Raw genomic sequence first — 26,588 nt, forward strand, 5'->3', positions numbered from 1 at the left:
GAAGCGGAGAGCCGGGATCCATGCCTGAACCGTTCCGGAATGGATCCCGGGTCGGACTATGTCCGCCCGGGATGACCCGGGTTTGCTAGTTCCCCTTGGCCCGTCCGACCAGCGAACGCGCCACGATCATCCGCATCACCTCGTTGGTACCTTCGAGGATCTGGTGGACCCTGAGGTCGCGCACGATCTTCTCGATCCCGTAATCGGCGAGATAGCCGTAGCCGCCATGAATCTGCAGCGCCTGGTTGGCGACCTCGAAGCCGGTATCGGTCGCGACGCGCTTGGCCATGGCGCAGAGCCTGGTCGCATCCGGCGCCTTATCGTCGAGCGCCGCGGCGGCCCGCCAGAGGAAGGTCCGGGCGGCCTCGAGCTCGGTCGCCATGTCGGCGAGCTTGAACTGCAGCGCCTGGAAGTCGGCGATGCGGGTGCCGAAGGCCTTGCGCTCCTGGGCATAGGCGAGCGCCCTGTCGAGCGCGCCCTGCGCCCCGCCGATCGAGCAGGCGCCAATATTGAGTCGCCCGCCATCGAGCCCGGCCATGGCGATCTTGAAGCCGATGCCTTCCGGACCGATCCGATTCGCCACCGGTACGCGGCAGTTCTCGAAGATCACGGCGCGCGTCGGCTGGGCGTTCCAGCCCATCTTCTTCTCATTGGCGCCGAAGGAGAGGCCGGCCGTGTCCTTCTCGACGACGATCGTCGAGATGCCGGAGGCGCCGGCCTCGCCGGTGCGCACCATCACGACATAGATGTCGGAGACGCCGGCGCCGGAGATGAACTGTTTCTGGCCGTCGAGCACGTAATGATCGCCGTCGCGCACCGCCTTGGTCTTCAGCGCCGCGGCGTCCGAGCCGGCGCCGGGCTCGGTCAGGCAATAGCTCGCCAGATGCTCCATGCTGCAAAGCTTCGGCAGGTACTTCTGCCGCTGCTCGTCCGAGCCATAGCGGTCGATCATCCAGGCGCACATGTTGTGGATCGAGATATAGGCCGCGACCGTCGGGCAGCCCGTCGAGAGCGCCTCGAAGATCAGCGCCGCGTCGAGACGCGACAGGCCGGAGCCGCCGACATCGTCGCGGATATAGATGCCGCCCATGCCGAGCGCCGCGGCGGCACGCATCTCCTCGATCGGAAAATGCTTTTCCTCGTCCCAGCGCACGGCATGGGGGGCGAGCGTCTCGGCGGCGAAGGAGGCCGCCATGTCGCGGATGGCGATCTGGTCTTCGGTGAGGGAGAAGGCGGTCATGGCTCGTCATCCAAAACGATGACATAAGCGCCGGCGAAGTCCTCACGAGGGAGAGCTGCGCCGCGCGCGATTATGTCGAGGATGTAGTCGCTCACGCCTCTGCCCATGAGCTCGGCGCGCCGGCGGAAATCCGCGATCAGCGCATCGTCGATATCCGGGATAAGGATATCGTTCGGGCCGAGCTCGATTTCGCTGAGTTTCGGCATGGCGACATCCCCTCCCTTTTGGGCGACCGTACTACCCCATCGTCGGGATGACGAAGCTGGCGCCGTCCTTGATGCCGGAAGGCCAGCGCGCCGTCACCGTCTTGGTCTTGGTGTAGAAGCGGATCGAATCCGGGCCATGCTGGTTGAGGTCGCCGAAGGCGGAGCGCTTCCAGCCGCCGAAGGTGTAGTAGGCGAGCGGAACCGGGATCGGCACGTTGATGCCGACCATGCCGACCTGGACCTTCGAGGCGAAGTCGCGGGCGGCGTCGCCATCGCGGGTGTAGATCGCGGTGCCGTTGCCGTATTCGTGATCGTTGGTGAGCTTCAGCGCTTCGTCATAGCTCTCGGCGCGCAGCACGGAGAGGACGGGGCCGAAGATCTCCTCCTTGTAGATCCGCATGTCCTTGGTGACGCCATCGAACAGGCAGCCGCCGACATAGAAGCCGTTCTCGTAGCCCTGCATCTTGAAGTTGCGCCCGTCGACGAGGAGCTTGGCGCCTTCCTTCACGCCGATGTCGACATAGGACTTGATCTTCTCCATCGCAGCCTTGGTGACGACCGGGCCGTAATCGGCCGAGGTGTCGGTCGAGGGGCCGATCTTCAGGCTTTCCACGCGGGGGATCAGCCGCTTCACCAGCTCGTCGGCGGTCGCCTTGCCGACCGGGACAGCGACAGAGATCGCCATGCAGCGCTCGCCGGCCGAGCCGTAGCCGGCACCGATCAGCGCATCGACCGCCTGGTCCATGTCGGCGTCGGGCATGATGATCATGTGGTTCTTGGCGCCGCCGAAGCACTGCACGCGCTTACCATTGGCACAGCCACGCGAGTAGATGTACTCGGCGATCGGCGTCGAGCCGACGAAGCCGACGGCCTTGATGTCATGGTCGTCGAGGATGGCGTCGACCGCTTCCTTGTCGCCGTTGACGACGTTGAGGATGCCGGGCGGGCCGCCAGCCTCGATGAAGAGCTCGGCAAGGCGCATCGGCACGCCGGGATCGCGCTCGGACGGCTTCAGGATGAAGGCGTTGCCGCAGGCGATGGCGGGGCCGAGCTTCCAGAGCGGGATCATCGCCGGGAAGTTGAACGGGGTGATGCCGGCGACGACGCCTAGCGGCTGGCGCAGCGAATAGATGTCGATACCGGGGCCGGCGCCGTCGGTGAACTCGCCCTTCATCAGACCGGGAACGCCGAGGGAATATTCGACGACCTCGACGCCGCGCTGGATGTCGCCCTTGGCGTCGGGGATCGTCTTGCCGTGCTCGCGGGCGAGCAGCTCGGCGAGCTCGTCATTGTTCTGCGCGATCAGGTCGATGAACTTCATCAGCACGCGGGCGCGGCGCTGCGGATTGACCGCCGCCCATTTCGGCTGCGCCTCCAGCGCGTTCTCGACCGCGGCGCGCAGCTCCTTCTGCGAGGCGAGGGCGACCTGGCCGATCACCGAGCCATCCATCGGCTGATAGATGTCGGCCGTGCGGCCAGAAGTTCCCGCGACATGCTTGCCGCCGATGAAGTGCCCGACCTGACGCATGGCGTCCTCCCGATTGTGCTGCGAAAATTCTGCTTGCGCTTACCCCTACCATTATCGTTTGCGCACGACTATAGGGAGATTAAGCCGCCTGCCGTGCACAAAAGCAGATATGGAGGGAGCGTCATGGAACGGTTCGACTGGGATGATCTGCGCTTCTTCCTCGCCGTCGCCCGCTCCGGCCGCCTGACGGCCGCCGCCCGACGGCTCGGTGCCGATCACGCCACCGTCTCGCGCCGCATCACCTCGCTGGAGGAATCGCTCAAGGCCAAGCTGTTCGAGCGCCGGCCTCAGGGCTACGCGCTGACCGGCCATGGCGAGCAGTTGCTGGCCAAGGCGGAGAGCATGGAGACCGAGGCGCTCGCCATCCAGAGCGAGATCGGTGGTGCCGACATGGCGCTGTCCGGCACGGTCAGGATCGGCGCGCCCGACGGCTTCGGCGCCTCCTTCCTGGCGCCGCGCCTGTCGTCACTGGCCAAGGCCTATCCGGGACTGGAACTCCAGCTGATCGCCATGCCGCGGCTGCTCTCGCTGTCGAAGCGCGAAGCCGATGTCGCGATCACGCTGGCGCCGCCCAAGGAGGGCAAGGTCGTGGCGCGCAAGCTCTGCGACTACCGGCTCGGCCTCTACGCCTCCCGCGACTATCTCGACTCAATGCCGCCGATCACGACGCCCGAGGATCTCTTCGCCCATCGCATCATCGGCTATATAGACGATCTGATCTTCACGCCCGAGCTCGACTATCTCGACGAGGTCGCCAAAGGCCTGCGGGCTCAGATCCAGAGCTCGAGCGTGCTCGCCCAGATGAACGCTGTCGCAGCGGGGGCGGGCATAGGCGTCATCCACCATTTCATGGTGCCGTCCGAGCCGGGCCTCGTGCCGGTTCTTCCCGAAACCGTCTCGATCACGCGCTCCTTCTGGCTGCTCGTCCATGCCGATCTGAAGGAGGTCGCCCGCGTCAGGGCGATCGTCGACTTCATCGTGCGGGAGGCGAAGGCCTCGCGCAGCCTGCTGATGGGGGAGGCGAAGCCGGAGCAGCAGCCGGCGGCGTAGTCGCCGGCTCGTCGGGGTGAGCTTCCGTCAGAACTGCATGGAGGCGCCGAGCACCGGCCCGTGCTGCGTCACGTTCCACAGGAAGCCGCCTTCACGATAGTCCTGATACAGCGCCCGGTAGCCGGCGCGCAGCATGGTCGGCCGGCCGAACAGGGTGGTGCGGTAGCCGAGATAAGCCTGCGCGTTGTAGGTGATCCGCGAGCCGACGCCGAAGCCGCCGATATCGGCCTCGGCGGTCAGGTTCCAGCGCTCGTCGAGGTCGAGTGTCGCGCGCGCGCCGACATAGGGATCGAGCCAGCTTTCGCTTTCCGACCGGCCGAAGCCGGCGACCCGGATGCTGCCGGTCAGACGCGTCCAGCGGACGCCGACGAGCGGATCGAGCGCGAACACCCGCGGTGCTCCGTGAAGCGTGCTGCCGCCCAGCGGGCTTTCGAGGATGCGGTAGAAGGCGCCTGCCGCCAATACGGTCATCCTCGAGCCGATGCCGATATCGAGCCGCCGAAAATTGTCCTGGCTCTCGATGTCGGCATATTGGCCGTTCACATAGAAGCCGAGCTTGCCGCGCTGGATCTCGACGGCTCCCATGAAGCCGAATTTGAGGTCCTTGACGGTGTCGCGGAAGGGTATGTCGACCGCGCGCTTGTGGCCGAGCACCGCGGCATCGCCGTCGAGACTGGTCGCCCAGAGATAAGGCGAGACCGTGATCGCCCACTCCGGCGCGGCCGCCGCCGGCGCTGTCATCGTCGGCGAGGTCATGTCCGCAGCGCCGACCGCCGAGGCGGAGGGGAGCCAGGAGACGAGGCTGAGCGAGGCTGCTCCGAAGAACCGTCCGAAGCGGCTGTGCAAGCGCGCTGATGCCATGATGTCGAGGCCCCCGGCCGAAATAGCTTCTGGTGCGGCGGGCGGTCTGCACAGCTCCGCTGTAGGATTAAACGCCTGCCCCGTTCAGCGCTTCGGGAACGCCAGGGCGGGAGCGGCCATGCCCGGCTTGAGCTCGGCGCTGACGATGGCGTTGGCGTCGAGGTCGAAGCTCTTGAAGTCGATCGCGCGCAGGACAGGATCGGTGTAGGTCTTAACATAGAAGACGCGGTTGGTCAGATCCGCCACCGTTGACCATTGCGTGTATTCCAGCGGCTCCCCGCCTGCCTTGATCCAGCCCTTGGGGATGTCGAAATTGTTGACGATATGCTCGGCGAGTCGAACGCTCTCGATGCCGCTCGGCTTGCGTTCGACGGAGAGCGTGTAGCCGAGTGCGCGCAGGAAACGGGAAGGCGGGGTGGGGTCGCCGGGGATGCCGAGCATGCCCGAGCCCTCGCCGAGCGGCGAAAAGCTCTGCGAGCCGATCTTCAGGGGCGGTGCGTTGTGGGGCGAGAGCTTCACATAGTTGCGCAGATTGGTCAGGTGCCAGTCGAAGGGCGGCGCGTTGGTCATCACGCCCAGCGGATTGTCGTAGAGCTTGAGCTTCCCGTCGATCGGCTCGATCACCAGCGAGGCGCCCGAGGCATCGTGCAGCGTGTAGTGCACCGGTGGCACCATCTTCATCTGCTGCTGCTCGACGCCGATCACCGCCATGCCTTCCAGCGCGGCCTTGACCTCGGCGATGGTGGCGAAGTTCGTCAGCGCCCAGGTCAGCACATCCCAGGGTGCAAGCGACTTCGCCGGGTCGGACTTGCCCGCATCGGCATAGCCGGCAAAGCCTGGAAAGTAGAGAATTCCCCCGACAAGCCCCTTCTCGTTCATGCCGTCGACCAGCGCCGTGACGCCAAGCGCGTTCAGGCCGACGGCGGCATATTTGCTGGTCCAGCTGGCGGCCGGCTTGCCGTCAGCGCCGCTGCTGGCGAGCTTGTAATTTCGCGGGATCATCATGGCACGCGATTCGAGCTCGAAGCCGAACTCCATGGTCCGGCCATAGACGGCGCCATTATCCGAGGTCGGAATCAGGAAGCTCGTGCAGGCCGATGCGGCCTGGGAGGTGAGCATGCTGGCCGCGAGCAAGAGCGTGCCGAGAGAGCGCAGCCGCTGTGCTGGTGACCGCGCCGATCTGGCAGAGTCTTCGATCATGGACGGCATCCCCCGAATCGTAAGCTGAGCCGAAGGTGGCATGCCGCCGCTTGCCCCGGAAGCGACGGGCGACGATGTCGGCATGCCGTCAGCGCAAAGCAGGCGGCGCTGGCCCGGAGCTGTGGGATGAGCTTGCGAAGGGAAGGGCGGATGCTAGCCCCAGACCTGCCTGCTCCTGCCGCATGCCTCGATGGTGAGCCGCAGAAGCGAGGCGTCAGGCGGCCTGAACGCAGACTCGGTTGCGGCCTTCGCGCTTGGCGGCGTAGAGCGCGCGGTCGGCGGCGACCAGCGCCTGGTCGAAGCTGACATTCTCGTCGATCTCGGCGACGCCGATCGAGGCGGTGAGGGCGACTTGATGCTCGCCGAGCGTCACCGTTTCATGGGAGACGTCGAGCCGGACATGGTCGGCCCGGCGCATCGCGGCCTTGGCGTCGAGGCCGGGAAACAGGATGGCGAATTCCTCGCCGCCAATCCGGGCGAGGAGGCTGTTGCTCCCCTCGATCGACTGCGAAAGACAGCGCGCCACGCCGGCCAGGGCGCGGTCGCCGAGGTCATGGCCGTGGCTGTCGTTCAGCTGCTTGAAGTCGTCGATGTCGAGGATGGCGACCGCGCTTTTCTGCCAGCGCGCGCGCGCTTCGGCGATCAGGGCCGGCGCATGCTCGAAGAAATGGCGGCGGTTGAACAGACCGGTCAGGGCGTCGCGCGAGGCGAGATTGCGCAGTTGCTCGATCTGCTCCTGTGTCTCGGCGTTGCTTGCGATCCGGCACTGCAGCTCTTCGGGCACGAAGGGCATCGAGATGAAGTCATGGGCGCCGGCCTTCAGGAAGCCGACGGAGACCATGCGGTCATTGGACGAGGAGACGCCGATCACGCGCAGGCCGCTGGCGGAGAAGCGGCGCCGGATATGGCGGGTCAACGCATACCCGTCCATGCCCGGCATGTTGTAGTCGGTGACGACGAGGCGGACATCGGGGTTGGCTTCCAGATACGCAAGCGCCTCGGCGCCGGAGCTGGCCTCGACGACGTCGTATTGCTGCACGGTCAGCATCCGGGCGAGCAGGCCGCGGGTCGCCTTGACGTCGTCGACGACCAGGATCCGGGTTCGCCGGTTGGCCAGTGCCCGCCTGACGGTGCGGACCACGGTCTCGAGGGCGAACTCGCTGTCCTTCGGGACATAGTCGATGACGTCGCGCTCCATGATGCGGTTGCGCGTCTCGAAATCGAAGGTGCCGGTGTGGACGATGGTCGGGATGCCGCGCTGGACCGTGAAGTCGATCGCCTCGCCCCGCGGCGCGTCCGGCAGGTTCAGGTCGACGACCGCCAGGGTATAGGCCGCGATGTTCTCGGTGACGGCCTCATGCAGTTCGTTGAGCGAGCGGCAGGCGACCAATTCTAGGCCGATCTCTTCGGTCAGGCGGCGACAGAGGGCGATCGAGTAGGTCTTGGAATCCTCGACCACGAGGATCTTCCGGTCGTCTGCGGTGGCCTCTTGCGGGAGGCGGTCGGTGGCGCGGTAGGCCATTGGGCTCGGGCGTCCTTGATCGAAGCCGTCTGCTGGTAACGGCGTCGACCCTAATCCAGGCGGCGGAAGGCGAATGCCATCGCGGTAAACATCCGGCGGGCATGTTAATTTCCGCTTAACTAACGCGGTCCGCGCGCAGAAATCCAGCGCTGAGCCTCCCGCCTCTCGGTTTCGGTGCCGGGCTCAGATCCGCCAGGGCAGGATCTGAGCCGGCAGGCGCCGTCCGGCGAGATCGAGCCCGAGCATCGCCAGGAGGATCACGGCCGAGGCGCTGATCGCAATGGCGGCGGCCTCGCCGGCGAGACCCGCCTCCTTCAGGCTGAACAGCACGACGCCAAGCGTCTCCGTGCCGGACGACCAGAGCAGCGCCGAGACGGTGAGCTCGTTGAAGGCGACGAGGAAGACCATCAGCGCGCTCACCGTCGCGGCCGGCGCCAGGATCGGCGCGACGATGAAGCGCAGCATCTGCCAGGCGCTCACGCCGTCGAGTTTGGCCGCTTCCTCGTGATGGGCCTCGATCTGGGCCATCGCCGCGACCGGCGCCTTCAGCGCCAGCGGCAGGAAGCGGGCGAGATAGGCGAACAGGATGATGAAGGGCGTGGCGTAGAGGCTGAAGCCGACCAGGGGCAAAGGTCTCAGGAACAGCAGGATGCAGGCGATGGCGAGCACCACGCCGGGCAGCGCATAGGGCAGCTCGATCACCAGCTCGACGGCTCGCCTGAACCGACCGAGCCGCCGCTCGAGCGTATAGGCGAAGGCGATCGAAAGCAGCGCCAGCAGAAGCGCGGCCGTCCCGGCGAACAGGAAGGAGTTGCGGAAGGCGCGCACCGTCACATCCTGCCGCAGCAGCACCTCGGCGAATTTGTCGAAGGTCAGGCTCTGCCAGGAGAGAGCCACGCCCAGCGCCGGCGTCAGCGCCTCGCCGAGCAGGGCGAGCAGCGGCAGGCCGAGCTTGAGTGCGAGCAGCAGCCAGAGGCCGCCTGCGACGAAGGGGCGGGCACGGCCGAGCTGCCAGAAGGGCTGCAGCGGCCGCTCGATCTCGACCTTCCCGCCGCCCTGACGCATCGCCAGCATGCCGGCGAGGATGCCGAGCCCGGCGAGCAGCGCGACCAGGAGCGAGAGCGCTGCCGCATCCGGCAGGCCCTCCGGCCCGAAGCTCGAGAGCCGGCGATAGATCAGCGTCGGCAGGGTGAGATAGTTGACCGGCAGGCCGAGCAGGGCCGGAATTCCGAAGTTCCCGATGCCGGCGACGAAGGCGAGCAGGGCGGCGGCGACGATCTGTGGCCGCAGGACCGGGATGAGGATCCGCGTCGCGATCACCCGCGAGGAAGCGCCTTCCATCTGGGCGGCCTCGACCAGCGAATGCGGCACGCTGCGCAGCCCGGTCCAGAGCGTGATCGCAACCAGCGGCGCATGGTGGAGCGCCATGACCAGGATGATGCCGCCGCGGCCGAGCAGCGGGTTCGGCGTGCCGGGCGAAGGCGACAGGCCGATGAGGGCCAGGAGCGGCGAATGCGGAGCGAGCAGGCTCAGGAAGGCGAGAGCCGCCACCTGCGGCGCGATCATCATCGAGAAGACCAGCCCGAAGGCGAGCGGGCGCTTGCCGCGCAGATCGGTGACGGCGAGCAGCAGGGCGAAGCAGCCGCCGACCAGCAGCGCGCCGAACGCCGAGAAGGCCGCCGTCTCGAGGCTGTGCAGGGTCGCATTGACCGCGGCGCGGCCGCCGATCGCCTCCAGCACGGCGCCCGGCGCGAACTGGCCGCCGGGGGCGAAGGCCGCGAAGGCGAGGCGCAGGAAGGGCAGGGCGCCGAGCAGCACGGCGACCAGCGTGATCGCGGCGGGCAGGCCAAGCCCGGCCGGGAGGCGCAGCCTCGGCCGGGCGAGACGCAAACGGCTCTGCCGCAGCCGGGGCCGCGGCAGAGCGGATGAAGGGGCGGCGAGCGTCATGCGCGCGCGCCCCGGTCCGTTACGCGGCAGGGCTTCACTCGAAGATCGCGCTGAACCGCTTGCGGGCGGCCGGCTCCTCGGCGAGCGCCTTGGCGGCGTCGAAGGGCATGAGCTTGATCGCATCGCGGGCGGGATAGCCGGCCGGGAGGGCAATCTGCGGATGGGCGGCGACATAGCCCTGCTTCAGCGCGAGCTCCTGCCCCTCCTTCGAGATCAGGAAGTCGACGAAGGCCTTGGCGGCGTCCGGGTTCTTGCTGGCTTTCAGGATCGCGACCGGCTCGCTCACCGCGGAGACGCCCTCCTTCGGGAAGACGAAGGCGACCGGGGCGCCCTTGGCCTTCTCGCGGATCGGCATGAAGTCGACGATCATGCCGTAGAGCTTCTCGCCGGTGGCGACCTGCCGCAGAATGTCGCCATTGGCGCCCGCCGCGAGCGCGCCGTTCTTCTGCAGGTTCTCGTAGAAGCCCCAGCCGCCGGGCAGGTTGCCGGTGAGGGTGATGGTGTGGATCATCGCCGCGCCCGAATTCAGCGGGCTCGGCATCGCCAGCAGGTTCTTCGCCTCCGGCTTGGCGAGATCGAGCCAGCTCTCCGGCTTCATCGTCGCCTTGGTGTTGTAGACGATGCCGGTGGTGATCAGCTTGGTGGCGAACCAGAACTTGGCGGGGTCGTGCATGCCGGCCGGGTAGGCGGCGGTGTCGGCCTTGTCATGGGCGAGCAGCCGGCCCTCCTTCTTGAGGCCTTCCATCGTCACCGCATCGGCGATCAGCAGCAGGTCGGCCTGTGGTGCTCCGGCTTCGAACTCGGCCCGGAGCTTGGCCATGACCCGCGGCGTTCCGTCGCGCACGAAGCTGATCTCGACCTTGGGGTATTTGGCCTTGAAGGCGTCGATCGTCTGCTGCGCATCGGTGTTGGGCTGGCTGGTATAGAGCACGAGCTTGCCCTCGACGGCGCCTGCCTGCGTGGCGGGAAGGGCGAGGCCGAGCGCGAGCGCGGCGGCGAGTGCGAATGAGCGCATGGAAGTCTCCGTGGGCCTTGGGAGGGAGGACCTGAGGGTGGAAGGCTTGCGTCCGCGCTCCGCCTTGCGGTGTCGGAGCCTTCTTGGCCTGCCGGTTAAGCCGCTTAGACGACACATCTGTGACAACGCCGCGAGCGCCCGGGGAAGAACGGCGGGAAAGCGGCGCGGGCAAGCCGTCACGGCGGCTTCCACCTTGTCGGAAATGCGCGAATTTCACTCATCTGGACGGCTTGTTTATCGGGGGGCTTTTCGACTAGGCTCCGGCCGAAGGCGCCCATAATCGCCTAATCTAAACGTTTTAAATGGGAGGTTTCCGATGAGAACGATGCGTAATCTGGTGAGTGGAGCCGCTCTGGCCGCGCTCGCCGTCGGCTGGTCCGGAGCCGCCCTCTCGCAGGAGACGGTGACGGTCTGGTTCACCAAGGGTTTCTACAAGGGCGAGGACGACGCGCTGCTCGCCGTCGTCGACAAGTTCCAGAAGGCGACGGGCGTCAAGGTCGACCTATCACTCTACGCGACCGAGGATTGCGTGACCAAGTCGGTCGGCGCGGTCCAGGCCGGCACGCCGCCAGATGTCGGCTTCTGCACGACCTATGATTTCCGCACCACCGGCCAGTGGGCCTTCGAAGGCAAGCTCGAGGACGTCACCGACGTCATCGAGCCGATGAAGAAGGAATTCCAGCCGCAGGCGCTCGCCACCACCTTCCTGATGAACGGCAAGACCAACAAGAAGGCCTATTACGCCTTCCCGGTCGAGCAGCAGATGATGCACATCACCTATTGGAAGGACATGCTCGAGGAGTTCGGGTTCAAGGAAAGCGATATTCCGAAGACCTGGAACGGCTATTGGGACTTCTGGTGCGACAAGGTTCAGGGCGCGGCGCGTGCCAAGGGCAAGCGGATCTATGGCATCGGCCACCCGCTCGGCGTCGCCGCTTCCGACACCTTCTATTCCTTCCTGACCTTCGCCAACGCCTATGGCGCGCAGGTCGTCGACGAGAGCGGCAAGATCGTTCTGGACGAGCCGAAGAACCGGGCCGCGATGATCGAGGCGGTGAAGTCCTATGCCAACATCATGCAGCGCGGCTGCACGCCGCCCTCCTCGGTGAATTGGCTCGACCCGGACAACAACGTCGCCTTCCATAACCGCACGACGATCGCGACCCATAACGCGACGATCTCGATCGCCGGCAAGCATATGGACGACATGAACAACCCGGCGCTGACCCAGGAACAGCGCGACGCGGCCAAGAAGAACTATTACGACAATATCCGCACCGCCGAGTTCCCCAAGAAGCCCGACGGCAGCAACATGACCAACCTCGCGGCGGTCAAGACCGCGGTGGTCTTCGCCGATGGCAAGAACAAGAAGCGTGGCAAGGAGTTCATGGCCTTCCTGATGAAGGACGAGAATCTGCGTCCCTTCGTCGAGGGCTCGGCGGGGCGCTGGGTCTCGACCACGCTCGCCGGCATCGAGGCGCCGTTCTGGTCGGATGGCAAGGACCCGCATCGCGCGGTGGTCTACAAGCAGTACAAGGACGGCACCGTGCCGTTCCAGTTCGTCTACAACTACAAGTTCACGGCGGTGAATGCCGAGAACGTCTGGGCCAAGGCCGTCAACCGCGTGCTGGTCGACAAGGTCTCGCCCGAACAGGCCACCGACGAGATGATCGCGCGCATCAAGCAGATCGCCGGCTGAAGACTGGCCTCGCTGCCTGACAGACAAGGCATCCCGCGGCGATCAGGGCCGCGGGATGCCGACGCGTTTCAAACGGCCGGAGCGCAGAGGGAGACAAGAAGATGACCGCCGCAACGATGGCAACCTCCACCCCGGCTTCGGCCGACGCGACCTCGGGACAGGCGCGCGACCGCGTCTTCTGGGGCGTGCTCATGCTCGCGCCCTATATCCTCGTCTTCGCCGTGATGGTGGCCTACCCGGTCGCCTACGGCCTGTGGATCGGCCTGAATTTCGAATCCTACAAGGCACTGTTCGCCGATCCGATCTTCCTCCGGACGGTGGTCAACACCATCATCTTCCTGTTCGTGGCGGTGAACCTGAAGTTCCTGATCGCGCTGTTCCTGTCGGGCTTCTTCGTCCAGCAGCGCGCCTGGGTCCGCTTCATGCTGGTGCTCTTCATCCTGCCCTGGGCGGTGCCCTCGATTCCGACCATCCTGTCTTTCCGGGTGATGCTGAATCCCGAGAACGGCATGATCAACCAGCAGCTTTTCCAGTGGTTCGGCATCATGGAGGGGCCGGGCTGGCTGACCGATCCGACGCTCGCCTTCGCCTCGTCGATCCTCGTCCATATCTGGAAGTCGCTGCCGTTCTGGACGCTGATCCTGGTCACCGGCCGGCTCGCCATCGCGCAGGATCTCTACGAGGCCGCCAGTGTCGACGGCGCCAATAAATGGCAGCAGTTTCGCTTCATCACCTGGCCGTCGCTGGCAACGCTCTACGTCACCTCGACGCTGCTCTCGATGATCTGGACGCTGGGGGATTTCAACAGCGTCTACCTGCTCACCGGTGGCGGGCCCGGCGACCTCAACCACGTCCTGGCGACGCTCGGCATCCGCTATATGCGCAACAATAATCTCGACCTCGGCATCGCCTCGATCATCGTCGCCATGCCGCTGATCCTGCCCATGGTCTGGTTCATGGTGAAGCGTCTCTCGAAGGGAGCCGAATGATGAAAAGGCTCCTCGACGAGGGCAAGCTGATCCTGATCGCGATTCCCGTGCTGATCTGGACGCTGCTGCCGATCTACCATCTCTTCGTGCTGTCGATCTCCAACCAGGAATCGATGCTGGCCGGCAAGCTCTGGCCCGACCAGCCGACGCTGCAGAACTTCCAGATCGTCTTCAAGCAGCAGCACTACTACCTGACCAATTTCTGGCTGCAGCTGTTCAACAGCTTCCTGATCGCGATCACGACCGGATTGCTCACGCTGTTCATCGCGACCTGCGCCGCCTTCGCGATCTCGCGGCTGAAGGCGCCGGGCGGCCGCTCGATCATGAATTTCGCGCTCGCGACCTATCTGATCCCGGCCGCCTTCCTCGCCATCCCGATGTACAAGGCGATGGGGACCTTCGGACTGCTGAACACGCGCACGGCCCTGATCCTCGCCATGGTGGCGCTGGCTTCACCCTATGCGATCTGGGTGCTGAAGCAGGCTTCCGACAAGCTGCCGAAGGAACTCGACGAAGCCGCGATCATGGACGGCGCGACCTCGCTCCAGCTCTTCCGCATGGTCTACCTGCCGCTGATGAAGCCATCCATGGTGGTGATCGGCATCTATGCGCTGCTGCTCGCCTGGAACGAGTATCTCTACGCTTTCCTGCTGCTTTCCAGCGAGAAGGAGTTGCCGCTCGCCGTCGGCCTCGGCCTGTTCCTCTCGGCCGACGACGCGCCCTGGAACCTCTTGATGACGGCCGGTCTGATCTACGCCATCCCGCCGGCGGTGATCTATTACGGCTTCCGCAACAACATGGTCTCTGGGTTGACCGCCGGGGCGGTGAAGAGCTGAGCCTTGTCCGCTCAGTGCGGGCCGACGAGACCTGCGGAGCGATCCAGCCGACCTGACGCAGGGCTGGATTGCTTCGCTTGTGCTCGCAATGACGCGCGGCAGGCGCCATATTGGCGGGGAATCCGGCCGCATATCCCGAGGGTAGAGAGATGACCGCTTCCAAGCTCGAACAGCTCCGCGCCATGACCACCGTCGTCGCCGACACCGGCGACATTGAGGCGGTGCGGCGGCTGAAGCCGGTGGATTGCACCACCAATCCGACGCTGATTCTGAAGGCGGTCGAGACACCGGCCTATGCCGGCCTCGTCGACGAGGCGATCGCCTGGGGCAAGCGGCAGGGCGGCGCAGGCGCGGTCGAGGCGGTCTGCGACCGGCTCGCCGTCACCTTCGGCACCGAATTGACCAAGATCGTTCCCGGCCGCGTCTCGACCGAGGTCGATGCCGACCTCTCCTTCGACACCAAGGCGACGATCGAGAAGGCGCGTGCCATCATCGCGGCCTATCAGGAGCGCGGCGTCGGCCGCGAGCGCATCCTGATCAAGATCGCCTCGACCTGGGAGGGCATCCAGGCGGCACGCGTGCTGCAGGCCGAGGGCATCGACTGCAACCTGACCCTGCTCTTCGCCTTGCCGCAGGCGGTCGCCTGCGCCGATGCCAAGGCCTTCCTGATCTCGCCCTTCGTCGGCCGGATCCTCGACTGGCACGTCAAGGCCGGTGGCGGCCCCTACACGGCCGAGACCGATCCGGGCGTCGTCTCCGTCCGCAGCATCTACAGCTACTACAAGGCCCATGGCATCGACACGGTGGTGATGGGCGCCTCCTTCCGCAACACCGGCGAGATCGAGGCGCTGGCCGGCTGCGATCGGCTGACCATCGGCCCCGGTCTGCTCGACGAGCTCCAGGCCGCGACCGGCGAATTGCCGCGCAAGCTCTCGCCCGAAACCGTCGGCAAGGCGCCGGAACGCCTCGTCCTCGACGAGAAGGCCTTCCGCTTCGCCCTGAACGAGGACGCGATGGCGACCGAGAAACTGGCCGAGGGCATTCGCGGCTTCGTCAAGGACCTGCGTGGCCTGCGCAAGCTCGTCGCGGCCAAGCTCGAACAGGCCAAGGCGGCGTGAGCGCAGAAGCTCTCGCCAAGGTCGCCGTCGTCACCGGCGGCGCCAAGGGCATCGGCCGCGCGGTCTGCGAGCGGCTCGCCGATGACGGCCTTCTGCCGGTCGTGTGGGATCTGGCGGAAGGCGAGGGCGGCCATGGCTTCGTCGCCTGCGACGTCGCCGACGAGGCGCAGGTCGCTGCCGCTCTGGCACGGACGGAAAGCGAGCATGGGCCGGTCGCCGTGCTCGTCAACAATGCCGGGCTGACCGGCCCCTCGACCACGGTGGCGCAGACGCCGCTGGCGCAATGGCAGAAGGTCCAGGCGGTCAACCTGACCGGCACCTTCCTATGTTCGCGGGCGGTTGCGGCCGCGATGGCGCCGCGCGGCTATGGCCGTATCGTCAACATCGCCTCGCTCGCCGGCAAGGAGGGCACTCCGACGCTGTCCGCCTACAGCGCCGCCAAGGCCGGGGTGATCGCCCTGACCAAGGCGCAGGGCAAGGAACTCGCCGGCAGTGGCGTGCTGGTCAATGCGGTCGCGCCGGCGGCGATCGAGACCGAGCTGCTGCAGCAGATGAGCGAAGAGACGGTCGCGACCATGATCGGCAAGAGCCCGCTCCGGCGGCTCGGCACGGTCGAGGAACTGGCCGAGCTCGTCGCCTGGCTTGCCAGCGAGAAATGCAGCTTCTCGACCGGTGCGGTCTTCGATCTATCGGGCGGCCGCGCGACCTACTGAGCCTGCGAGATCGCGTTCTCGACATTGACCTTCTGCACCAGCGCGGCGGGGCTGGCCGGGCCGTCATGGCGGAAATAGGCCCGCCCGCCGGCCGCTGCCGCCTGCAGCACCTGCTGCTGGGCCTTCGGCAGCCGCTTGGTGTCGCCAAGCGCCGTGAAGGCTTCCGGCGAATGCTGCGATCCGCTGCGTCCGTCGAAGACGACGACGCCCGCACGCGTCACGATGATGTCGCCTTTGCGCAGCGTCGGGTCGTGCAGATACCAGTAGGGATCGGTCGCCGGATCGAGCTTGACCGCTGGCTCCGCCGGCCTGGTCGACGCCGCCACTGCGCGCGGCTTCTGCCGTTTCGGTTTCACCGTCACCTCGAAGGGATCGCCGCCGCCGATCATGGCCGGCGGTGTCGGGCGCGCGCCGAAGATGCGCGCCAGATCGTCGAAGAAGCCGGCAGCCTGTGCCTGGGGCACCATGGCAAGGCCCATGGCCCCCGCCATTCCCATCGCCAGTACCATCCGCCGTGACATTGTCGTTACTCCCTGCCTGCTCCTTGAAACGAAGTGCGAGCCGAAAGGTTCAATGGCACCGGCAGTCGCGTTCTCGCGGCGACGCTTCTGTCTGGAGATGCAGAAGCCAGATGGAACGCCGCTGCTGCTCGCTGGCGGCCCGGTATCCGCCTGTCCGGCGGCTGACGATGCGGCCGATCTCCCGGAACTGTCGATTTCAACTCTTCGTGTGAGGTGGCGTCTGCCACCGCCACGCCATGTTTCGGGCAGTCCGTCGCGCGATGACCCGACTTGCTGTGTCCATGCTCGCGCTCTTGGCGGCCGGTGCGGTGGTCGCCCAGACCTCCCTGTCGCTGCGGCCAGGAGCAAGCGAGGTCGGCTTCGTCGCGCGCCGTTTCGGCGTGCCGACCGCCTCGGGCCAGTTCGAGCATTATGACGGCGTCGTGGCGCTCGATTTCGCGCGGCCGGAGCGCAGCCGCATCCGCATCACCATCGAGACCGCGTCGCTGCACACAGGCACGGCCCTCGTCGACGATTTCATCAAGGGCGACAGCATGCTCGACGCCGCCCATCACCCGCTCGCCAGCTTCACCTCGGACAGCGTGACCCGGACAGGCGAGCGCAGCCTGACGATCCAGGGGCGGCTGACCATCCGCGCAGTCACCCATCCGGTCGCGGCGACCGCCGTCGCCGAGGACGATGTCGGGATGGCCGAGCGCAGCGGGCGCCTGCAGTTTCGGGCCAGCGCTGCCTTCTCGCGCTCGGCCTTCGGCATCGGCCGCGAGGTCAATGTCGTCGACGATCAGGTCGAGATCGCGATCAAGGGGCGGCTCGGGCAATGACCGCGGCGGTCGCGAGGCCGCCGCGCTGGCATCCGGTTCTCGTTGTCCTGCACTGGCTGACGCTGGCGCTCATCGTGGCCCAGTATAGCCTCGCCCGCCTGATGGGCGATGAGAGCCGGGATTTGCTCGGCCGGTTCGTCCTGTATCAGTGGCATAAATCGATCGGGCTGACTGTCGCCCTGTTCGTCGTGATGCGGCTGAGCCTGCGGCTCGTCATCCCGGATCCGGAGCCGTTGCCGGCCAGCGCCTGGCTGCGCCGGGCGGCGCTGGCCGTGCATGCCGGACTCTATCTGTGCCTGCTGGTGTTGCCCGTGACCGGTCTGCTGACGGTCGCGGCTGCGCCGATCCAGATCCCGACCCTGTATTTCGGGTGGCTCGCGATCCCTCATCCCATCGGCCCGGACAAGGCGACCTATGAGCTGATGCGCAGCCTGCACGGGCTGGTTTTCGACAGCCTCGTCGTGCTGGGGCTGATCCATCTCGGCGCAGCGCTGGTCCACCAGTTCGCGTGGCGGGACCGGCTGCTGCGCCGGATGTGGTTCGGCCGGGCCGGCTCAGGCCTGCCCTGAGCCTTGCGCCGCGATCGCCTCGGCCCGGATCATCGACAGCGTCTTCGCCGGCGTGATCGCCTCGGGGTCGAGCAGGCAATGGATGATCGCCGGCTTGCCCGAGCTCACTGCCCGCTCGAAGGCCGGCGCGAACTGCTCGGTCGTCTCGACGCGCTCGCCATGGCCGCCGAAGGCCTTGGCATAGGCGGCGAAGTCCGGGTTCTTCAGCGTCGTCGCCGAGATGCGGCCGGGATAGTGCTTTTCCTGGTGCATACGGATGGTGCCGTACATGCCGTTGTCGACGACGATGACGATCACCGGCAGCTCGTATTGCACGGCGGTCGCGAAATCCTGGCCGTTCATCAGGAAGCAGCCATCGCCGGCGAAGGCGACGACGGTGCGCTCCGGAAAGAGCCGCTTGGCGCCGATCGCCGCCGGCACGCCATAGCCCATCGAGCCGGAGGTCGGGGCGAGCTGCGTCGCGAATTTGGTGAAGCGGTGGAAGCGGTGCACCCAGGTCGCGTAATTGCCGGCGCCATTGCACATGATCGCATCGGCCGGGAGGTTGCGGCGCAGCCAGGTCACCATCTCGCCGGGGTGGAACTTGCCCGGCACCGGCGCCGGCTGCTCGCTCCAGGCGAGATAGGCCTCATGCGCTTCGGCGGCAGCGCCGGCCCACGGAATCTCCTGCGGCGGGTGCACCGTCTCGAGCGCGGCGCAGAAGGCGGTCGGCGTCGCATTGATCGCGAGCGATGGGCGGTAGACCCGGCCGAGCTCTTCGGGATCGGGATGGACATGGACCAGCGGCCGGCCCGGATTGGGGATGCCGAACAGGGTGTAGGACTGGCTCGGCATTTCCGAGAGGCGCCCGCCGACCAGCAGGACGAGGTCGCTCTCCTGGATGCGCTTCAACAGCTTCGGATTGGGGCCGATACCGAGATCGCCGCCGAAATTCGGATGGTCGGCCGGGAACAGCATCTGCCGGCGGAAGGAGACGAAGACCGGCAGGTCGAAGCGCTCGGCGAAGCGCTGGAAGCGCTCGATCGCCTGCGGGTTCCAGCGCGAGCCGCCGAGGATCGCGACCGGCTTCTTCGCCGCCCAGAGCCGCTTCTGCAGGTCGATCGTCTGCAGCAGGGAGGGATGCGTCTCGGTGACCTGATAAGGCTCGGCATCGGCGACGTCGGCGAGGTCGGTCAGCACGTCCTCGGGTAGCGCGATCACCACCGGGCCGGGCCGTCCGGAGGTCGCGACATGGAAGGCGCGGCTGATGATCTCGGGGATGCGCGCGGCATCGTCGATCTCGGTCGCCCATTTCGTCATCGTGCCGAAGACGGCGCGGTAATCGAGCTCCTGGAAGGCCTCGCGCTCGCGCATGCCGCGCTCGATCTGGCCGACGAACAGGATCATCGGCGTCGAGTCCTGGTCGGCGATATGGATGCCGGGCGAGGCGTTGGTGGCGCCCGGCCCGCGCGTCACGAAGCAGATGCCGGGCTTGCCGGTCAGCTTGCCGGCGGCTTCCGCCATCATCGCCGCGCCGCCCTCGGCTCGGCAGATCGTGACCTTGAGATTGGCGTCGTGCAGCGCGTCGAGCACGGCGAGATAGCTCTCGCCCGGCACGCAGAATGCGTCCGTCGCGCCATGAATCAGCAATTGATCGACGAGGATCTGCCCGCCGCTCCGTTCAGCCATGTCGTCCACTCCAGGTGGGGTCGTTGAGGATTTCGTCCTTGTGCTCGCCGAGCCGCGGGCTCGGCCGGCCGGCGACCTGTCGCACGCCGTCGATCACGATCGGCGAGGCGACGGTCGGGATCGCACCGGCCTTGGCGGCGGCGCTCGGCAGCTCGGCCTTGATGCCGCGTGCGATCACCTGCGGATCGGCGAAGACCTCGCCGATATCATTGATCGGCCCGGCCGGGACGCCGGCGGCTTCCAGCGCCGTGAGCAGCTCGCTTTTCTGCCGCTGGGCGGTGAGCGAGGCCAGGAGCGGGATCAGCACGGCGCGGCCGGTGACGCGGCCCTTATTGTCGGCATAGGCGGGATCAGTGCCAAGATCGGCCTGCCCCAGCACCTCGCAGAGCCGGCGATATTGCCCGTCATTGCCGGTGGCGATGATGATGTGCCCATCCGCGACGGGGAAGACTTCGTAAGGCACGATATTCGGATGGGCGTTGCCGAGCCGAGCGGGCGGCTTGCCCGAGACCAGATAGTTCAGCGCCTGGTTGCCGAGCACCGCGACCTGCGTGTCCATCAGGGCAAGATCGATCGTCGCACCTTCGCCGTTCTGGTCGCGCCGGCGCAGCGCGGCGAGAATGCCGACCGTGGCGTAGAGCCCGGTGAAGATATCGGTCTTGGCGTAGCCGGCCTTTGTCGGCTGGCCGTCGGGCTGGCCGGTGATCGACATCGAGCCGGCCATGCCCTGGATCAGGAAGTCGTAGCCGGCGCGCTCGGCATAGGGCCCGTCCTGGCCGAAGCCGGTGATCGAGCAATAGATCAGGCTGGGATGGAGCTTGCGCAGGCTTTCGGCATCGAGCCCGTATTTGGCGAGCCCGCCGACCTTGAAGTTCTCGATCACGATATCGGCGTGACCGGCGAGCTGGCGCACCAGAGCCCGGCCTTCCTCGCTGCGGAAATCGGCGGTGATCGAGCGCTTGCCGCGATTGCAGGAATGGAAATAGGCGGCCGAGAGATGCTCGTCGCCGACGCCCTCGACGAAGGGCGGGCCCCAACTGCGGGTGTCGTCGCCTTCCGGGCTCTCGACCTTGACGACGTCGGCGCCGAGATCGGCAAGCAGCTGGCCGATCCAGGGGCCGGCGAGGATGCGCGCGAGCTCGAGGACGCGCAGGCCGGCGAGGGGAGGGGTGTTGGACATCGCTGCCATCCTGAACGCCGTCATCCCGGGCGGCCGAAGGTCGTCCCGGGATCCATCGAAGGGCATTGCGCTCTACGATGGATCCCGGAGCTGCGCTTCGCTCCGTCCGGGGTGACGGGGGAGCGTGTGGATCAGAAGAACGCCTGCAGACCGGTGACAGCCCGGCCGAGGATCAGCGCATGGACGTCATGCGTGCCCTCATAGGTGTTGACCGTCTCGAGGTTCGCCGCATGGCGCATGACATGGTACTCGATCGAGATGCCGTTGCCGCCGTGCATGTCGCGGGCCTGACGGGCGATGTCGAGCGCCTTGCCGCAATTATTGCGCTTCACCAGGGAGATCATCTCCGGCGCCATCTTGCCCTCGTCGAGCAGGCGGCCGACGCGCAACGAACCCTGCAGGCCGAGCGTGATCTCGGTCACCATGTCGGCGAGCTTCTTCTGGTAGAGCTGTGTCTGGGCGAGCGGCTTATTGAACTGCTTGCGGTCGAGCCCGTATTGGCGGGCGCGCTGGAAGCAGTCTTCGGCGGCGCCCATCGCGCCCCAGGAGATGCCGTAGCGGGCGCGGTTGAGGCAGCCGAACGGCCCCTTCAGCCCCGAGACGTTCGGCAGCAGGTTCTCTTCCGGTACGATCACGCCGTCCATGACGACTTCGCCGGTGATCGAGGCGCGCAAGGAAAGCTTGCCGCCGACCTTCGGGGCCGAAAGACCCTTCATGCCCTTTTCGAGGATGAAGCCGCGGATCTGGTTGTCATGCGCGGCCGACTTCGCCCAGATGACGAAGACATCGGCGATCGGCGAGTTCGAGATCCACATCTTGGAGCCCGTCAGCTTGTAGCCGTCGGCGACCTTCTCGGCCCGGGTCTTCATACCCGCCGGGTCGGAGCCAGCATCGGGCTCGGTCAGGCCGAAGCAGCCGACCCATTCGCCTGAGCCGAGCTTGGGCAGGTACTTCTTGCGCTGGTTCTCGTCGCCATAGGCGTAGATCGGGTACATCACCAGCGAGGATTGCACCGACATCATCGAGCGGTAGCCGGAGTCGACGCGCTCGACCTCGCGGGCGACGAGGCCATAGGAGACGTAGTTGGCGCCGGCGCAGCCATATTCCTCGGGAACGGTGACGCCGAGCAGGCCGAGCTCGCCCATCTCGTTGAAGATGCCGCGCTCGGTCTTCTCCTCGAGATAGGCCTCGGCGACGCGCGGCTGCAGCTTCTCCTGCGCGTATTGGCGGGCGGTGTCGCGGATCAGGCGCTCATCCTCGCTGAGCTGCTCGTCGAGCAGAAAGGGGTCTTCCCAGCTGAATTGTGCGAGCTTGTGGCTTGCCATGTCTTTCTTCCTTCCCCGTCCTGTTCATACGATCGTCATGGCCGGGCTTGACCCGGCCATCTCGGAAACCAGTTGGCTGGTCACGAGATTCCCGGGTCTGCGCTTGGCTTCGCCAGGAAATGACGCCTAGTCCTCACGCGTCCACGTCGAAGCTGACGCCCTGCGCCAGCGGCAAGGTGGTGCCGTAGTTCAGCGTGTTGGTGGCGCGGCGCATATAGGCCTTCCAGGCGTCCGAGCCGGCCTCGCGGCCACCGCCGGTCTCCTTCTCGCCACCGAAGGCGCCGCCGATCTCGGCGCCGGACGGGCCGATATTGACGTTGGCAATGCCGCAATCCGAGCCCTCATCGGAGACGAAGATCTCGGCCTCGCGCATGTTCAGCGTGAAGATCGAGGAGGACAGGCCGGCGCCGACCGCGTTCTGCATGGCGATCGCCTGGTCGAGGCTGCTGTACTTCATGACATAGAGGATCGGGGCGAAGGTCTCGCGCTCGACCGGGCCGGTCTGCGTGGGCATCTCGACCAGCGCCGGACGGACATAGAAGCCGCCGGAGCCGACATCGACCTTGTCGCCGCCATGGACCTTGCCGCCGGCTGCCTTGGCCTCGGACAGCGCCTTCTGCATGCCCTGATAGGCGGCCTCGTCGACCAGCGGGCCGACCAGCACGCCGGCTTCGCGGGGATCGCCGATCTTCACGCTCGCGTAGACCTTGGCCAGCTTCGGGATCAGCGCGTCATAGACGCTCTCATGCACGATCAGGCGGCGCAGCGTGGTGCAGCGCTGGCCGGCCGTGCCCATCGCCGCGAAGGCGATGCCGCGCAGCGCGATGTCGAGATCGGCCGAGGGGGCGACGATCGCGGCATTGTTGCCGCCGAGCTCGAGGATGGCGCGGGCGAAGCGCGCCGCCAGCTTCTGGCCGACTTCCTTGCCCATGCGGGTCGAGCCTGTGGCGGAGACGACCGGCACGCGATGATCCTGGACCAGGATGTCGCCGATCTCGCGGCCGCCGATCAGCACCTCGGAGAGGCCGGCGGGAGCCTCGGGGCCGAAGCGCTTCATCGTCTTCTCGACGATCGCCTGCACGGCGAGCGCCGTCAGCGGGGTCTTCTCGGAGGGCTTCCAGACGACGCTGTCGCCGCAGACGAAGGCGAGCGCCGCATTCCAAGACCAGACCGCGACCGGGAAGTTGAAGGCCGAGATCACGCCGCAGACGCCGAGCGGGTGCCAGGTCTCCATCATGCGATGGTTCGGACGCTCGGTGGCGATGGTCAGGCCGTAGAGCTGGCGCGACAGGCCGACGGCGAAGTCGCAGATGTCGATCATCTCCTGGACCTCGCCGAGGCCTTCCGAGGTGACCTTGCCGGCTTCCAGCGTCACCAGCAGGCCGAGATCGGTCTTGGCGGCGCGCAGTTCCTCGCCGAGCAGGCGGACGAACTCGCCGCGCCGCGGCGCCGGCACCTTGCGCCAGGCAAGATAGGCGGCCTGGGCCCGGCCGATCGCGGCCTCGGCCTCGGCCGGAGAGGTCTCGCGCAGGGTCGCGACGGTCTCGCCGGTGATCGGCGAACGGGCCGAGAGTCCGGCGCCGGCATAGGCGGAATCGGGCACGCCGAGCCGCTGGAGGAGGGCGAGAGCGTCTTTGGGAAGGGAAGTGGTCATCTCGTACCTGTGCCTGGCGCTCCTGCCCGGCGCGGGGAGAAGCGCATGAAACGGACCGCCGTCCCGGTCCGCGTCGGCCGCGGCGGAAGGCGATCGTCGAAAAGCCTGTCAGTTCCGGCGGAGAATGCCCTCTTTCGGCGGCGCGGGGCAACCGATATGTTCTCATATCTTGATGAGGTTTTCTCATGACATCTGAGATCGTGCCCGGACGCCTTTCGGTGCCCTCCCTCTCGGCGCTCGCCGCCTTCGAGGCGGCGGCGCGTCATGGCAGCTTCACCCGCGCCGCCGAGGAGTTGAACCTGACGCAAGGGGCGGTCAGCCGCCAGGTCGCCCTGCTCGAGCAGAGCCTCGGCCTGAGTCTGTTCGAGCGCGTCAAACAGCGCGTCAGCCTGACGCCGGCCGGGGCGGCCTATGCGGCCGAGGTCCGAGATGGCCTGTCCCGGCTGGCCGCCGCGACCTTATCGGCCATGGCCTTTCGCGGCGCGGCCGGCCTGCTGCATCTCGCCATTCTGCCGACTTTCGGCACGCGCTGGCTGATTCCGCGGCTGCCGCGCTTCACCGAGGCGCATCCCGGCGTGACCATCAATTTCTCGACGCGGATCGTGCCTTTCGACTTCGCCCATGACCCCGCTGATGCGGCGATCCATTTCGGGCATCCGGTCTGGCCCGGCGCGCGGCTGCACCGGCTGATGGGCGAGGAGGTCGTGCCGGTGGCGGCGCCGGCGCTGGTGGCGCGGGCGGGGCTGACCGAGGCGGCCGACCTGCTGCGCCAGCCCTTGCTGCAGCAGTCGACGCGGCCGCGCGCCTGGGCGGATTGGCTGGAGACACAGGGCCTGCCGCCGGAGCGGGCGCTGATGGGCCCGCGCTTCGAGCAGTTCGCCATGGTCGCTCAGGCCGCTGTCGCCGGGCTCGGCATCGCCATCGTGCCGCGGCTCCTGGTCGAGGACGAGCTGCGCTCCGGTGCCCTCGTCATTCCCGTTGACCGGCCGGTGCGGGGTCCCGAGGGCTATTACCTCGTCTATCCCGAAGCCAAGGCGAGCCTGCCGACCGTGATCGCCTTCCGCGACTGGCTGCTCGGCGAATGCGAGGGGACGGGCTAGCGCCTCTCGACAAGCGCCGAAGGCCGAGCCAATCATGCGAAAAGGTCACGAACCTTTCCTCTTTCGTCGCAGGTCCTCGAATGCCCTCCGCTCCTGAAACCGCCGATGTCGTGATTGTCGGTGGCGCCGCCATCGGCTCCTCCGTCGCCTATCATCTCGCCGCCGATCCCGGCTTCAAGGGCAAGGTCGTGGTGATCGAGAAGGACCCGACCTATCGCTATTCGGCTTCGGCTCTGTCCGCAGCCTCGATCCGCCAGCAGTTCTCGAGCGCGGTCAACATCCGCATCTCGCTCTTCGGCATCGGCTTCCTGCGGGATATCGGCGCCCGTCTCGCCGTCGATGGCGAGGTGCCCGCCATCGATCTGCACGAGGGCGGCTATCTCTATGTCGCCAGCGGTGAGGGCGCTCCGATGCTCGAGGCCAATCAGCGCCTGCAGCAGGTCGAGGGCGCCGACATTGCCCTGCTTTCGGCCGAAGCGCTCGGAGCCAAGTTCGGCTGGCTCAATACCTCGGATCTCGCCTGCGGCACCTATGGCGTCAGCGGCGAGGGCTGGTTCGACGGCTGGGCCCTGCTCCAGGCCTTCCGCAGGAAGGCGCGCTCGCTCGGTGTCGAATACCGCCAAGGCGAGGTCGCCCGCTATGTCGTCGAGGGCGGGCGGGTCACCGGCGTCGCGCTCGCCGATGGCAGCCGCATCGCCTGCGGAACGGTGGTCAACGCCGCCGGCTCGCATGGCGCGAGACTGGCGGAGACGGCCGGCGTCGCGATCCCGGTCGCGCCGAAGAAGCGCTATGTCTTCACCTTCACCTGCAAGGGCGAGGTCGACAACTGTCCGCTGCTGATCGACACCTCCGGTGCCTATTGCCGGCCGGAGGGCAAGCGCGGCGCCGAGGGGCAGATGTTCATCTGCGGTGCCTCGCCGGTGGACGGGCAGCATGATCCCGATTGGGATGAGAATGCTGCCGATGTCGAGGATGTCGACTGGTCGTTCTTCGAGGAAACGGTCTGGCCGGCGCTGGCCCATCGCATCCCCGCCTTCGAAGCGATCCGGCCGGGCCGGGCCTGGGCCGGCCCCTATGACATGAACGGGCTCGACGGCAACGCCATCGTCGGACCTGCGGCCGGCCTGCCCAATCTCTACCTCGCCAACGGCTTTTCTGGTCACGGCCTGCAGCAATCGCCAGCGGTCGGGCGCGGCCTGGCCGAGTACATCGCGCATGGCCGCTATCTCAGCCTCGACCTTGCCGATCTCGGCCATGAGCGCATCGTCACCGGCCGGCCCTTGCGCGAGGCCAACATCATCTGAGGAGTTCCGCGGTGATCGATACCGCCTATGCCGTCACCATGGCGCGCTACAACGCCTGGCAGAACGAGAATCTCTACGGCGCGGCGGCGACGCTGAGCGATGCGACGCGCAGACAGGATCGCGGCGCCTTCTTCGGCTCGATCCACGGCACTTTCTGCCATCTGCTCTGGGGCGACCGGATGTGGCTCTCGCGTTTCGCCGGCACGCCGAAGCCGGCCGTCCCGGGCAGCGAATCCGCCCGCATGATCGCGGATTGGGACGAACTGGTCGCCGAGCGGCAGGCGACCGATGCCCTGATCGGCGACTGGGCGGCCGGGCTCTCTGCGGAATGGCTGGCCGGCGACCTGACCTGGGTGTCCGGTATCTCCGGCCGCGAGCTGACCCGGCCGAGATCCCAGCTCGTCGTACACTTCTTCAACCACCAGACCCACCATCGCGGCCAGGTCCACGCAATGCTGACAGCTTCTGGCGCCAAGCCCGGCGATACCGACCTCGTACTGGTCGACATGCGCGGTTGAGCAA

Annotated in this window: 24 protein-coding genes; 11 read left to right on the plus strand and 13 right to left on the minus strand. The window is 66.9% G+C overall.

Annotated elements, in window-relative coordinates; all coding sequences use genetic code 11:
* Nucleotides 1–85: 85 nt before the first annotated feature.
* From J0J10_RS01225 to J0J10_RS01235, 3 genes are read right to left on the minus strand one after another with little or no spacing between them, the layout of a single operon-like run.
* Nucleotides 86–1,240, minus strand: coding sequence for an isobutyryl-CoA dehydrogenase (locus J0J10_RS01225; protein ID WP_291644614.1), 1,155 nt, complete (start codon nt 1,238–1,240; stop codon nt 86–88).
* Complete coding sequence (locus J0J10_RS01230) at nt 1,237–1,446, minus strand: hypothetical protein (RefSeq protein WP_291635218.1); 210 nt, start codon at nt 1,444–1,446, stop codon at nt 1,237–1,239. Before J0J10_RS01230 ends, J0J10_RS01225 begins: the two co-directional genes overlap by 4 nt.
* A 31-nt stretch (nt 1,447–1,477) precedes the next feature.
* The gene (locus tag J0J10_RS01235) at nt 1,478–2,974 is read right to left on the minus strand and encodes a CoA-acylating methylmalonate-semialdehyde dehydrogenase (RefSeq protein ID WP_291644616.1); all 1,497 of its coding nucleotides are present in this window, start codon (nt 2,972–2,974) and stop codon (nt 1,478–1,480) included.
* A 123-nt stretch (nt 2,975–3,097) separates the two neighbouring features.
* Here J0J10_RS01235 and J0J10_RS01240 point away from each other — a divergent pair, with 123 nt between their 5' ends.
* Nucleotides 3,098–4,024, plus strand: a complete 927-nt coding sequence (locus J0J10_RS01240; RefSeq protein WP_291644618.1) for a LysR family transcriptional regulator — start codon at nt 3,098–3,100, stop codon at nt 4,022–4,024.
* A gap of 27 nt (nt 4,025–4,051) precedes the next feature.
* On the opposite strand, the gene J0J10_RS01245 is transcribed toward J0J10_RS01240, so the two are convergent.
* The 5 genes from J0J10_RS01245 to J0J10_RS01265 form a co-directional block, all read right to left on the minus strand.
* Nucleotides 4,052–4,885 carry a hypothetical protein gene (locus tag J0J10_RS01245; RefSeq protein ID WP_291644620.1) on the minus strand — a complete coding sequence of 278 codons (834 nt, stop codon included), beginning with the start codon at nt 4,883–4,885 and terminating at the stop codon, nt 4,052–4,054.
* Between the two features lie 84 nt (nt 4,886–4,969).
* Nucleotides 4,970–6,085, minus strand: coding sequence for a linear amide C-N hydrolase (locus J0J10_RS01250; RefSeq protein WP_465247139.1), 1,116 nt, complete (start codon nt 6,083–6,085; stop codon nt 4,970–4,972).
* A gap of 214 nt (nt 6,086–6,299) precedes the next feature.
* Nucleotides 6,300–7,607, minus strand: coding sequence for a GGDEF domain-containing response regulator (locus tag J0J10_RS01255; RefSeq protein WP_291644624.1), 1,308 nt, complete (start codon nt 7,605–7,607; stop codon nt 6,300–6,302).
* 183 nt (nt 7,608–7,790) lie between these two features.
* A complete protein-coding gene (locus J0J10_RS01260) occupies nt 7,791–9,554 on the minus strand; it encodes an ABC transporter permease (RefSeq protein WP_291644626.1) in 1,764 nt (587 codons plus the stop codon).
* Nucleotides 9,555–9,588: 34 nt separating this feature from the next.
* On the minus strand, nt 9,589–10,569 hold the full coding sequence (locus J0J10_RS01265; protein WP_291644628.1) for an ABC transporter substrate-binding protein: 981 nt from the start codon (nt 10,567–10,569) through the stop codon (nt 9,589–9,591).
* Nucleotides 10,570–10,894: 325 nt separating this feature from the next.
* Between J0J10_RS01265 and J0J10_RS01270 the strand changes: the two genes are divergently transcribed.
* The 5 genes from J0J10_RS01270 (at nt 10,895) to J0J10_RS01290 (ending at nt 15,924) form a co-directional block, all read left to right on the plus strand.
* Nucleotides 10,895–12,268, plus strand: a complete 1,374-nt coding sequence (locus tag J0J10_RS01270) for an ABC transporter substrate-binding protein (RefSeq protein WP_291645252.1) — start codon at nt 10,895–10,897, stop codon at nt 12,266–12,268.
* Nucleotides 12,269–12,369: 101 nt separating this feature from the next.
* Nucleotides 12,370–13,257, plus strand: coding sequence for a carbohydrate ABC transporter permease (locus tag J0J10_RS01275; protein WP_291644630.1), 888 nt, complete (start codon nt 12,370–12,372; stop codon nt 13,255–13,257).
* A complete protein-coding gene (locus J0J10_RS01280) occupies nt 13,257–14,093 on the plus strand; it encodes a carbohydrate ABC transporter permease (RefSeq protein WP_291635240.1) in 837 nt (278 codons plus the stop codon). The genes J0J10_RS01275 and J0J10_RS01280 overlap by 1 nt, the downstream gene beginning before the upstream one ends.
* 149 nt (nt 14,094–14,242) lie before the next feature.
* Nucleotides 14,243–15,211 carry a transaldolase gene (gene tal, locus J0J10_RS01285; protein ID WP_291644632.1) on the plus strand — a complete coding sequence of 323 codons (969 nt, stop codon included), beginning with the start codon at nt 14,243–14,245 and terminating at the stop codon, nt 15,209–15,211.
* The gene (locus J0J10_RS01290; protein WP_291635244.1) at nt 15,208–15,924 is read left to right on the plus strand and encodes an SDR family NAD(P)-dependent oxidoreductase; all 717 of its coding nucleotides are present in this window, start codon (nt 15,208–15,210) and stop codon (nt 15,922–15,924) included. Before tal ends, J0J10_RS01290 begins: the two co-directional genes overlap by 4 nt.
* Here the strand turns inward: J0J10_RS01290 and J0J10_RS01295 are convergent.
* A complete protein-coding gene (locus J0J10_RS01295) occupies nt 15,918–16,445 on the minus strand; it encodes a hypothetical protein (RefSeq protein WP_291644634.1) in 528 nt (175 codons plus the stop codon). The two genes, J0J10_RS01290 and J0J10_RS01295, sit on opposite strands and share 7 nt — an antisense overlap.
* A 260-nt stretch (nt 16,446–16,705) precedes the next feature.
* Between J0J10_RS01295 and J0J10_RS01300 the strand changes: the two genes are divergently transcribed.
* Both J0J10_RS01300 and J0J10_RS01305 read left to right on the plus strand, forming a co-directional pair.
* Nucleotides 16,706–17,266: a YceI family protein gene (locus tag J0J10_RS01300; RefSeq protein WP_291644636.1), complete on the plus strand. Its 561-nt coding sequence runs from the start codon at nt 16,706–16,708 to the stop codon at nt 17,264–17,266.
* The gene (locus J0J10_RS01305) at nt 17,263–17,835 is read left to right on the plus strand and encodes a cytochrome b (RefSeq protein ID WP_291644638.1); all 573 of its coding nucleotides are present in this window, start codon (nt 17,263–17,265) and stop codon (nt 17,833–17,835) included. The genes J0J10_RS01300 and J0J10_RS01305 overlap by 4 nt, the downstream gene beginning before the upstream one ends.
* Here the strand turns inward: J0J10_RS01305 and J0J10_RS01310 are convergent.
* From J0J10_RS01310 to amaB, 4 genes are all read right to left on the minus strand, one after another.
* Nucleotides 17,821–19,503 carry a thiamine pyrophosphate-binding protein gene (locus tag J0J10_RS01310; RefSeq protein ID WP_291644640.1) on the minus strand — a complete coding sequence of 561 codons (1,683 nt, stop codon included), beginning with the start codon at nt 19,501–19,503 and terminating at the stop codon, nt 17,821–17,823. The genes J0J10_RS01305 and J0J10_RS01310 overlap by 15 nt on opposite strands.
* Nucleotides 19,496–20,683, minus strand: a complete 1,188-nt coding sequence (locus J0J10_RS01315; RefSeq protein WP_291644642.1) for a CaiB/BaiF CoA transferase family protein — start codon at nt 20,681–20,683, stop codon at nt 19,496–19,498. The genes J0J10_RS01310 and J0J10_RS01315 overlap by 8 nt, the downstream gene beginning before the upstream one ends.
* 131 nt (nt 20,684–20,814) lie before the next feature.
* Nucleotides 20,815–22,008: an acyl-CoA dehydrogenase gene (locus J0J10_RS01320; protein WP_291635255.1), complete on the minus strand. Its 1,194-nt coding sequence runs from the start codon at nt 22,006–22,008 to the stop codon at nt 20,815–20,817.
* Between the two features lie 133 nt (nt 22,009–22,141).
* Nucleotides 22,142–23,662 carry an L-piperidine-6-carboxylate dehydrogenase gene (amaB, locus tag J0J10_RS01325; protein WP_291644644.1) on the minus strand — a complete coding sequence of 507 codons (1,521 nt, stop codon included), beginning with the start codon at nt 23,660–23,662 and terminating at the stop codon, nt 22,142–22,144.
* 185 nt (nt 23,663–23,847) lie between these two features.
* On the opposite strand from amaB, the gene J0J10_RS01330 reads away from it, so the two are divergent.
* The 3 genes from J0J10_RS01330 to J0J10_RS01340 all read left to right on the plus strand — a co-directional run bounded on the left by J0J10_RS01330 (nt 23,848) and on the right by J0J10_RS01340 (nt 26,584).
* Nucleotides 23,848–24,762, plus strand: a complete 915-nt coding sequence (locus tag J0J10_RS01330) for a LysR family transcriptional regulator (RefSeq protein WP_291644646.1) — start codon at nt 23,848–23,850, stop codon at nt 24,760–24,762.
* Between the two features lie 80 nt (nt 24,763–24,842).
* Nucleotides 24,843–26,066: an NAD(P)/FAD-dependent oxidoreductase gene (locus J0J10_RS01335; protein ID WP_291644648.1), complete on the plus strand. Its 1,224-nt coding sequence runs from the start codon at nt 24,843–24,845 to the stop codon at nt 26,064–26,066.
* A gap of 11 nt (nt 26,067–26,077) precedes the next feature.
* On the plus strand, nt 26,078–26,584 hold the full coding sequence (locus tag J0J10_RS01340; RefSeq protein ID WP_291644650.1) for a DinB family protein: 507 nt from the start codon (nt 26,078–26,080) through the stop codon (nt 26,582–26,584).
* Nucleotides 26,585–26,588: the final 4 nt, after the last annotated feature.

Source organism: Allobosea sp. (assembly GCF_017308075.1).
Taxonomy (GTDB): domain Bacteria; phylum Pseudomonadota; class Alphaproteobacteria; order Rhizobiales; family Beijerinckiaceae; genus Allobosea.

What these genes read in the sequence shown, in the direction of transcription:
- J0J10_RS01225 (WP_291644614.1), bottom strand. Translation starts at nt 1,240, where the DNA reads ATGACCGCCTTCTCCCTCACCGAAGACCAGATCGCCATCCGCGACATG.
- J0J10_RS01230 (WP_291635218.1), bottom strand. Translation starts at nt 1,446, where the DNA reads ATGCCGAAACTCAGCGAAATCGAGCTCGGCCCGAACGATATCCTTATC.
- J0J10_RS01235 (WP_291644616.1), bottom strand. Translation starts at nt 2,974, where the DNA reads ATGCGTCAGGTCGGGCACTTCATCGGCGGCAAGCATGTCGCGGGAACT.
- J0J10_RS01240 (WP_291644618.1), top strand. Translation starts at nt 3,098, where the DNA reads ATGGAACGGTTCGACTGGGATGATCTGCGCTTCTTCCTCGCCGTCGCC.
- J0J10_RS01245 (WP_291644620.1), bottom strand. Translation starts at nt 4,885, where the DNA reads ATGGCATCAGCGCGCTTGCACAGCCGCTTCGGACGGTTCTTCGGAGCA.
- J0J10_RS01250 (WP_465247139.1), bottom strand. Translation starts at nt 6,085, where the DNA reads ATGATCGAAGACTCTGCCAGATCGGCGCGGTCACCAGCACAGCGGCTG.
- J0J10_RS01255 (WP_291644624.1), bottom strand. Translation starts at nt 7,607, where the DNA reads ATGGCCTACCGCGCCACCGACCGCCTCCCGCAAGAGGCCACCGCAGAC.
- J0J10_RS01260 (WP_291644626.1), bottom strand. Translation starts at nt 9,554, where the DNA reads ATGACGCTCGCCGCCCCTTCATCCGCTCTGCCGCGGCCCCGGCTGCGG.
- J0J10_RS01265 (WP_291644628.1), bottom strand. Translation starts at nt 10,569, where the DNA reads ATGCGCTCATTCGCACTCGCCGCCGCGCTCGCGCTCGGCCTCGCCCTT.
- J0J10_RS01270 (WP_291645252.1), top strand. Translation starts at nt 10,895, where the DNA reads ATGCGTAATCTGGTGAGTGGAGCCGCTCTGGCCGCGCTCGCCGTCGGC.
- J0J10_RS01275 (WP_291644630.1), top strand. Translation starts at nt 12,370, where the DNA reads ATGACCGCCGCAACGATGGCAACCTCCACCCCGGCTTCGGCCGACGCG.
- J0J10_RS01280 (WP_291635240.1), top strand. Translation starts at nt 13,257, where the DNA reads ATGAAAAGGCTCCTCGACGAGGGCAAGCTGATCCTGATCGCGATTCCC.
- tal (WP_291644632.1), top strand. Translation starts at nt 14,243, where the DNA reads ATGACCGCTTCCAAGCTCGAACAGCTCCGCGCCATGACCACCGTCGTC.
- J0J10_RS01295 (WP_291644634.1), bottom strand. Translation starts at nt 16,445, where the DNA reads ATGTCACGGCGGATGGTACTGGCGATGGGAATGGCGGGGGCCATGGGC.
- J0J10_RS01300 (WP_291644636.1), top strand. Translation starts at nt 16,706, where the DNA reads ATGACCCGACTTGCTGTGTCCATGCTCGCGCTCTTGGCGGCCGGTGCG.
- J0J10_RS01305 (WP_291644638.1), top strand. Translation starts at nt 17,263, where the DNA reads ATGACCGCGGCGGTCGCGAGGCCGCCGCGCTGGCATCCGGTTCTCGTT.
- J0J10_RS01310 (WP_291644640.1), bottom strand. Translation starts at nt 19,503, where the DNA reads ATGGCTGAACGGAGCGGCGGGCAGATCCTCGTCGATCAATTGCTGATT.
- J0J10_RS01315 (WP_291644642.1), bottom strand. Translation starts at nt 20,683, where the DNA reads ATGTCCAACACCCCTCCCCTCGCCGGCCTGCGCGTCCTCGAGCTCGCG.
- J0J10_RS01320 (WP_291635255.1), bottom strand. Translation starts at nt 22,008, where the DNA reads ATGGCAAGCCACAAGCTCGCACAATTCAGCTGGGAAGACCCCTTTCTG.
- amaB (WP_291644644.1), bottom strand. Translation starts at nt 23,662, where the DNA reads ATGACCACTTCCCTTCCCAAAGACGCTCTCGCCCTCCTCCAGCGGCTC.
- J0J10_RS01330 (WP_291644646.1), top strand. Translation starts at nt 23,848, where the DNA reads ATGACATCTGAGATCGTGCCCGGACGCCTTTCGGTGCCCTCCCTCTCG.
- J0J10_RS01335 (WP_291644648.1), top strand. Translation starts at nt 24,843, where the DNA reads ATGCCCTCCGCTCCTGAAACCGCCGATGTCGTGATTGTCGGTGGCGCC.